The sequence below is a fragment of the Catenulispora pinisilvae genome (assembly GCF_015356865.1).
GTDB lineage: Bacteria > Actinomycetota > Actinomycetes > Streptomycetales > Catenulisporaceae > Catenulispora > Catenulispora pinisilvae.
Genome location: NZ_JAAFZA010000374.1, coordinates 1 through 7191, shown reverse-complemented (window position 1 = coordinate 7191; position 7191 = coordinate 1). Strand labels below are relative to the sequence as shown.

The 7191-nt window shown below is 70.9% G+C and carries 5 protein-coding genes; 2 read left to right on the top strand and 3 right to left on the bottom strand.

Features of this window, described 5'->3' with window-relative positions; all coding sequences use genetic code 11:
* Nucleotides 1-762: 762 nt before the first annotated feature.
* The 3 genes from IZR01_RS46970 to IZR01_RS46960 are packed head-to-tail and all read right to left on the bottom strand — an operon-like array spanning nucleotide 763 to nucleotide 4778.
* The gene (locus tag IZR01_RS46970) at nucleotides 763-2505 is read right to left on the bottom strand and encodes a phospho-sugar mutase (protein ID WP_194927629.1); all 1743 of its coding nucleotides are present in this window, start codon (nucleotides 2503-2505) and stop codon (nucleotides 763-765) included.
* Nucleotides 2506-2540: 35 nt separating this feature from the next.
* Complete coding sequence (locus IZR01_RS46965) at nucleotides 2541-3350, bottom strand: purine-nucleoside phosphorylase (protein ID WP_194927628.1); 810 nt, start codon at nucleotides 3348-3350, stop codon at nucleotides 2541-2543.
* Nucleotides 3351-3392: 42 nt separating this feature from the next.
* Nucleotides 3393-4778: an MFS transporter gene (locus IZR01_RS46960; protein WP_194899346.1), complete on the bottom strand. Its 1386-nt coding sequence runs from the start codon at nucleotides 4776-4778 to the stop codon at nucleotides 3393-3395.
* Nucleotides 4779-4856: 78 nt separating this feature from the next.
* Here IZR01_RS46960 and IZR01_RS46955 point away from each other — a divergent pair, with 78 nt between their 5' ends.
* Together IZR01_RS46955 and IZR01_RS46950 are read left to right on the top strand one after the other, a co-directional pair.
* Nucleotides 4857-6275: an NAD(P)H-quinone dehydrogenase gene (locus IZR01_RS46955; RefSeq protein WP_194899347.1), complete on the top strand. Its 1419-nt coding sequence runs from the start codon at nucleotides 4857-4859 to the stop codon at nucleotides 6273-6275.
* 154 nt (nucleotides 6276-6429) lie between these two features.
* Nucleotides 6430-6999, top strand: coding sequence for a DUF6215 domain-containing protein (locus IZR01_RS46950; protein WP_194927627.1), 570 nt, complete (start codon nucleotides 6430-6432; stop codon nucleotides 6997-6999).
* The last annotated feature ends 192 nt before the right edge of the window (nucleotides 7000-7191 follow it).

The window sequence follows — 7191 nt, the reverse complement described above, 5'->3', positions numbered from 1 at the left end:
ACGGCGCGGACTTTACTCCCGGACACCGGTGCTGTACCCCTTGGGGCTGACGACGCGACCGTGGGGAACGAACCGCACCACCTCACAAACCGCCGCCGCAGGGCCCTGACCCGGCCACCCTATGGAGCAGCGCCAGTTCCCCGAGGGAGCCGAGAGCCCCCGCCGGAGGCGCCGGCTCTTCACCAGGGCTCTTGACCTTGATCTGGTTCTTGATCTGGTTCTTGATCTGGTTCTTGATCTGGCTCTTGATCTTGCTGTTGATCTGCTCTTGCTCTGACCTGCCGGAGTGGAAGAGGCCTGAGGCGGGGCGGGGTCGTGAACGCGGGAACCGGCAGCCGACAGACACACCCGCCGCCCCGAACCCCGAACCGGCTCAACTATGACCGAAGGCCGTAAAAAGCATTTAAGCCCCACACACCAACCGCAGCCCGGCCCGCAAACTCCAGCCCCACCAAAGAAGATCCGAACCCCGAACAGCCCTCAGCGGCGATCGGGATCGACAAAGGCTGCCGATCGGGTGATCGGCCACCCGTGGCCTGAGGAACTGCCGCCGGTAACCAGGAAATCCGTTGGGAAAGTGTCGTCAAGCAGCTCGTTGAAGGTGCTGAACACCTGCTCGAGTGATGTTGCCGGAGGGTCGGAACCTATGTCGTCGGCCGCTGTCTGATCGGCCGTCCGACCATGGCCGGACCCTATCCGCCGGGGCGGACAAAGCCCGGCCGATGGCCTATGGCCTATGGCCGACGGCCGATCAGACAGCCGCTAAGCGAACTGCCCGAACCACTCCTCAAGCCCGGCCCGCACCGCCGCGATCCGCGTCACCACCGGCGACCGGTCGGCGGCTGTGCGGTCGCCGAGCTCGATGTAGCACTTGAGCTTCGGCTCGGTGCCGCTGGGCCGCACCGCGATCCAGCCGTTCTCCAGCGCCAGTCGCAGCCCCTGCTCCGGGGGCAGCACCTGGCCGGCCGCCGAGAGGTCGCCGACCTCGGTCACGGGGACGCTGCCGAGGGTGGTCGGCGGGGTGCGGCGCAGGGTGCGCATCATGGTCTGGATCTGGTCGGGGTCGTCGCTGCGGATCGAGAGCTGGGTGGTGACCAGGTTGCCGGTCACCTTGTCGACCTCGGCGAGTGCGTCGAGCAGGGTGCGGCCCTCGGACTTCAGGGTGGCGGCGAACTCCGCGGCGACCAGTGCGGCCGTGACGCCGTCCTTGTCCCTCACGTGGGAGGAGTCGACGCAGTAGCCGATCGCCTCCTCGTACCCGAAGGCCAGGTCGGGTACCTTCGAGAGCCACTTGAAGCCGGTCAGGGTGCGGGCGTAGCCGACCTTCGCCGCGGCGGCGATCGCGGCCAGTCCCTCCGAGGACACGATCGAGGTCGCGAAGGTCCCGCGCCGGCCGTTGTTCGCCAGGTACCAGCCCAGCACCAGGCCGACGTCGTCGCCGGACAGCCGCCGCCAGCCGCCGGGCGCCGCCCCGTCCGGCACGGCCAGGGCCATCCGGTCCGCGTCCGGGTCGTTGGCGATGATCAGGTCGGCGTCGTGCTCGGTGGCCAGGGCGAAGGCCAGGTCGAGCGCTCCGGGCTCCTCCGGGTTGGGGAACGAGACCGTCGGGAAGTCCGGGTCAGGCTTCTGCTGCTCCGGAACGCTGATCGGCTCCGGGAACCCGGCGTTGGTCAGGACCCGGTGGAACAGCTCGAATCCGACGCCGTGCATCGCGGTGTAGACGAACCGCAGATCGCGGTGCGTGGACTCGGCGACCAGTTCCCTCGACCGCGCCACATAGGCGTCGATCACGTCCGGCGGTACCACCGTCACGTCCTGGATCGCCCCGCGCGGTACGTCGGCCAGCGCCCCGACCGCGTCGATCCGCGCCGCGATCAGCGTGTCGTTGGGGGTCGTGATCTGCGAGCCGTCGCCGAGGTACACCTTGTACCCGTTGTCCCGCGCCGGGTTGTGGCTGGCGGTGACCATCACGCCGGCCTGCGCCCCGAGCGCGAGCACGCTGTACGCCAGCATCGGCGTCGGCAGCTCGCGCGGCATCAGGTACGGCCGGTGCCCGGCGCCGAGCATCACCTCGGCGGTGTCCTCGGCGAAGCGCCGGGAGTTGTGCCGGGCGTCGTAGCCGATCGCCACGATCTGCCCGGTGCCGTGCTGCTCGGTCACGAACGCGGCCAGCCCGGCGGCGGCGCGCAGCACCGTCACCCGGTTCATCCGGTTCGGGCCGGCGCCGAGTTCGCCGCGCAGCCCGGCGGTGCCGAACTGTAGGCGGCCGTCGAAGCGGTCCTCCAGATAGCCGTATGCCACCGAGTCGCCGGACTCGGCCGCCTCCAGCAGCTCCTCGAGCTCCCCGCGGGTCGCCGGATCCGGGTCCTCAGCCAGCCAGGCCCGGGCCGCCGCGAACAACGCCTCGCTGATGGCGGTGCCGGTCGCGGCGGGGGTCGGAGTCGTCACGGCGGCCGCGGCGTCGGTAGCCGCCCCGCCTGCGCTGTGTTCAGTCCTCTGCGTCATCGCGTCCCCTTCCGGGCCGGTCAGATCTTCGCCGGTCAGATCTTCTCGACGATCCCCTGGAGCAACGTCCCCAGGGACGCCGCCGACGCCGCACCGGTCTCCATCACCTCAGTGTGCGACAGCGGCTCGCCGGTCATGCCGGCGGCGAGGTTCGTCACCAGGGAGATACCCATGACTTCGGCCCCGGCCTCACGCGCCGCGATCGCTTCCAGCGCCGTCGACATGCCGACCAGGTCGGCGCCCCAGGTGCGGAACATGCGGATCTCGGCCGGGGTCTCGAAGTGCGGGCCGCGCAACGCCAGGTAGACGCCCTCGGCCAGGGTCGGGTCGACCGTGCGGGCCAGCTCGCGCAGCCGGGCGGAGTACAGGTCGGTGAGGTCCACGAAGCGGGCGCCGACGATCGGCGACTCGCTCTGCAGGTTCAGGTGATCGCTGATCAGCACCGGCCGGCCGGCGTGCATGTCCGAGCGCAGGCCGCCGCAGCCGTTGGTGAGCACGACGGTCTTCACGCCGTTGGCCACCGCGGTGCGCACACCGTGCGCCACCGAGGCCACGCCGCGGCCCTCGTAGAGGTGCGTGCGGCCGAGGAACACCAGGACCTTGTTGCCGCCGACGGTCACCGAGCGCACCTTGCCGGCGTGCCCGATGACGGTCGAGGCGGCGAAGCCCGGCAGGGCGTCGACCGGGGACTCCCAGTCCGGGGTGCCGAGCGCGTCCGCGGCCTCGGCCCAGCCGGAGCCCATGACCACGGCGACGTCGTGCCGTCCGGCCAGTTCGGTCAGGCGGGCGGCGGCGGTCTCGGCCTGCTGGTAGGGGTCCTGGGAAGGGTCTGCGCTGTTCGTCACCCGGTGAGCGTACAGCGCGCCGATCCCTCAACGGCGGCCGCGTCAGACCGGAGCGAACCCGGGCGCCGGCTCCTCGCCGAGCGCACCGGCGTCCGCCGTGGCCGGGCCCACCGGAGCGTCCGCGCGCAGGTTCCGCACCTGCGAGGACATGAACGTCAGCCCGGTCGCCCCGACGATCACCGCGCCCGCCCCGAGCTGCACCGCCCGGGTCCCGAACGCGTTCGACGCCGGGCCCGCCACCAGCGAGCCGAGTGGTGAGGCGCTCAGTGAGCCCAGCGCGTCGTAGGAGTACACCCGGGCCAGCTTGTCCTGCGGGATGTGCCGGGTCAGCGCCACGGTCCACAGGATCATGAAGTACTCGCCGGAGAACCCGGCCAGCACCGACACCGCCGAGATCGCCCACAGCGGCCCGCCCAGGCCCATCACGACCGGCGGCAGCGCGAAGGCGAAGGTGAGGATCGTGCCGACGAACATCGGCCGCTTCACCTGGTACATCAGCCCGGCGATGCCGCCGAGCAGAATGCCCAGGCCGTCGCAGCTGATGATGGTCGCCCACGCCCCGGCGCCGCCGAGCCGGGCCTTGGCCACCTCCGGGCCCAGGACCGTGAACCCGCCGAACCAGCCGGCCAGCACCGCCGCGTAACAGGCGATGACCGCCCACAGCCAGGTGCGCGAGCGGACCTCGGCCCAGCCCTCGCGCAGCTCGTGCATCATGCCCGGCGCCTTCTCGGCGGCCCGGACCAGCGCCGGGACCGTGATCCGGACCAGCGGGGCGGTGCCGAGCAGCAGCAGGACCGCGTCCAGGCCCATGGCCTCGCCGGGCCCGAAGGCCGTGACCAGGATGCCGCCGACCGCCGCGCCGAGCATCAGCATCGAGGACTGCGCCAGCCGGGACAGCGAGGAGGCGGCCTGCATCCGGTCCTCGGGCACCAGACGCGGGATCAGGGACTGGGACGAGGGATAGAACAGCGCGCCGCCGGTGCCCATGAGCAGTGCGGCCATCAGCAGGTTCCAGGTGTGCGCGGAGTGCGTGAGCATCAGCACCCCGGCCAGGCCCTCGCCGGCGGCCGCGGAGAAGTTGGCGGCCATCATCACCCGCTGCGGCCGGAACCGGTCCGCCAGCACCCCGCCGACCAGGGTGAACACCAGCATCGGGGCCAGCTGCGCGGCCAGCACGAAGGAGACCGCGGCGGCGTTGCCGTCCGGGTGTTTGACGGACTTGGTGACGGCCAGCACGGCGAAGGACAGCGCCACCGAGGAGATGCCGGTCGCCGACGTGGACAACAGGCGTTCCAGCAGCACCAGCCGGAACTGGCTGATACGCAGGACGGTGAGGGATTCGCCGAAGGTCTCTTTGAGCGACTGCGATTCCGCTACCTGGTCGATTGAGGGCGATTCCGCCTCGAAGTCTGGGGCGGTGTTGCTCACGGTTATCTACCTGGTTTCTTACTTGTCGCCGACCGATCCAGGCTATCCGGTGCCGCCAACGGATTTTTGTGAGAGACAATGGTGCACGTGACTCGGATCGTGATCATCGGCGGTGGACCTGGCGGCTACGAGGCGGCCCTGGTGGCGTCCCGGCTCGGCGCGGAAGTCGTGCTGGTCGAACGCGAGGGGGTCGGCGGCGCGTCCGTCCTCACCGATTGTGTGCCGTCCAAGACGCTCATCGCCACCGCTGACGTGATGTCCTCCTTCGAGTCTGCCGAAGAACTGGGCATCCGCATCGGCGGGGTGTCGTTCGGCGGTAGCTGTGTGACGGGTGTGAACCTGGAGAAGGTCAACCGCCGGGTGAAGAACCTCGCCTCGGCCCAGTCCGTGGACATCGCCGAGTCGCTGGCCAAGGCCGGGGTGCAGATCGTCAAGGGCCGGGGCCGGCTGACCCCGGACCGCCAGGTCGAGGTGGACCTGGCGGACGGCACCGTGGCGGTCTACCACGCCGACGTGATCCTGCTGGCCACCGGCGTGCGCCCGCGCGAGGTGCCCGAGGCCATGCCCGACGGCGAGCGCATCTTGAACTGGAAGCAGGTCTACAACCTCAAGGAGCTCCCGCCGGAGCTGATCGTGGTCGGCTCGGGCGTCACCGGCGCCGAGTTCGCCGGCGCCTACCAGGCGCTCGGCTCGGCGGTCACCCTCGTCTCCTCCCGCGACCGGGTCCTGCCCGGCGAGGACGCGGACGCCGCCGAGGTGCTGGAGAGCGTCTTCCGCCGCCGCGGCATGCGCGTCCTGTCCCGCTCCCGCGCCGCCTCCGCGGTCCGCGACGGCGACCGGGTGATCGTCACCCTGGAGGACGGCCGCACGGTCGAGGGTTCGCACGTGCTGATGGCCGTCGGCTCCCTGCCCAACACCGAGGACCTGGGCCTGAAGGAAGCGGGCGTCGAGCTGACCAAGAGCGGCCACATCGACGTGGACCGGGTCTCGCGCAGCACGTCGGCCCCGGGCGTCTACGCGGCCGGCGACGTCACCGGCGTGCTGCTGCTGGCTTCGGTGGCCGCGATGCAGGGCCGGATCGCGATGTACCACGCGCTCGGCGAGGCGGTGTGGCCGATCAACCTCAAGCGGGTCTCGTCCAACATCTTCACCAGCCCCGAGGTGGCCACGGTCGGCCAGACCAACGCCAACGCGCACCACGACTCGCCCGGCTTCAACGAGTACAAGCTGGCGCTGGACTCCAACCCCCGGGCGAAGATGCTGGACTTCAGGGACGGCTTCGTGAAGCTGTTCTCCCGCAAGGGCTCGGACACGATCGTCGGCGGCGTGATCGTGGCGCCGCGGGCCAGCGAGCTGATCCACCCGATCACGATGGCTGTGGACCTGCACCTGACGGTGGACCAGGTGGCGTCGGTGTTCACGGTGTATCCGTCGCTGTCCGGCTCGATCGCCGAGGCCGCGCGCCGGCTGCACGCGGATGTGAAGGACGAGGACTGAGCGGTAGCGGTGCCGCATCGCCGCTCACCGCTCACCGCTCACCGCCCCGCACACGCACCCTCGCCACCCGAGGGCTTGTCTGAGCTCTGATATCGCTGCCAGGATGGTCGCTCCGCGGAGTTACCAGCCGGTAGTGGCATGGGGGGCGACACACGTGAAGGTCTCGCTGCACAGCACCAAAGCACAACTGGCCGCCGCACTCGTGGTGGGCGGCATTGTCGTCGGGGCGGCGGTGTACTGGAGCTCCGGCACCAAGGGCGGCGACACGGACCCGTGCCAGGCGGCATCGCAGAGTCCTGCGGACCAGACCGGGGCGAAGCTCTGCCGGGCGTTGCAGCACGCGGGGCTCCCGGCACTGCTGGGCGTGCCGTCGGCGAAGGCGGTGTACGCCGGACAGATGGCGGCGCCGGGCACCACTGAGGAAGTCCACGTGGAGTGGAACGCGGGCCAGTACGCGGTGATCCTGTCGACCAGCCAGACCGGCACGGTGCAGGGGACCGAGCAGCTCGCCGGCCACCCGGCGGCGCTGCTGTCGGGAACCTCGAACGGGCACCAGGTGAACCGGCTGGAAGTGGCCTGGAGAGCCGCTGGCGGCGCGGGGGTCTACGCGGTGGACGTGATGATGGCGGACGGGTCGACGATCGCGCAGAGCGATGCGGGGCGGCTGGAGCGGGCGGTCGCGGCGAAGGCGTTGCCGGGGCTGCCGGAGTGGCACGCGAGCTGAGCTTCCCGCCTCATCGCGGCTGATCCGGCGCTCGCGCTTCAATCACCCGCCGTAGCTTGCTTGCCCCAGCTCGCCCGCTCCAGCTCATCAGTCTTTGCTTGCCTGTCGCGGCTCAGCCGCCGCGGCTCAGCCGGCGCGGCTCACCAGTCGCCGCCGCCGCCCCAATCCGAACCGCCGCCGCCGGAGTCACCG

What these genes read in the sequence shown, in the direction of transcription:
- IZR01_RS46955 (WP_194899347.1), top strand. Translation starts at nt 4,857, where the DNA reads ATGGTGCACGTGACTCGGATCGTGATCATCGGCGGTGGACCTGGCGGC.
- IZR01_RS46970 (WP_194927629.1), bottom strand. Translation starts at nt 2,505, where the DNA reads ATGACGCAGAGGACTGAACACAGCGCAGGCGGGGCGGCTACCGACGCC.